Genomic DNA, 451 nt, shown 5'->3' on the forward strand with positions numbered 1-451 from the left:
GAATGGAAACTTCAAAAATTAGGAAACCTAGCTCAATTTTCAAAGGGCAAATCATTATCAAAAAAAGATTTAAATATAAATGGAAAGCCCTGCATTTTATATGGTGAATTATATACTAAGTATGGAGCTATCTTAAATAAAGTCTATAGTAAAACTTCTACTCAAAATGATTCACTGGTATTCTCAAAAAGAAATCAGATTTTAATACCTTCTTCTGGAGAAATAGATATCGATATAGCAACTGCAACTGCTATTGATACTGATGTAAAAATAGCAGTAGGAGGTGACTTAAATATAATAACTCCTATTAATTCTGATGGAAGATTTATTTCTTTATATATTAACGGTAAAGGTAAGTATAACCTAGCAAAATATGCTCAAGGAAAATCAGTAGTCCATCTATATAATTCAGACATAAAAAAATTAAATTTTTATCTTCCTACTAATATGG

At 27.7% G+C, this 451-nt stretch carries 1 protein-coding gene; it reads left to right on the plus strand.

What is annotated here, in order from left to right:
• Positions 1-451 (plus strand): restriction endonuclease subunit S (locus HMPREF2578_RS02245; protein WP_141743919.1); only part of this gene is annotated, 451 nt, incomplete at both ends.

This window comes from Staphylococcus sp. HMSC072H03 (assembly GCF_001809305.1).
Lineage (GTDB): Bacteria > Bacillota > Bacilli > Staphylococcales > Staphylococcaceae > Staphylococcus > Staphylococcus hominis.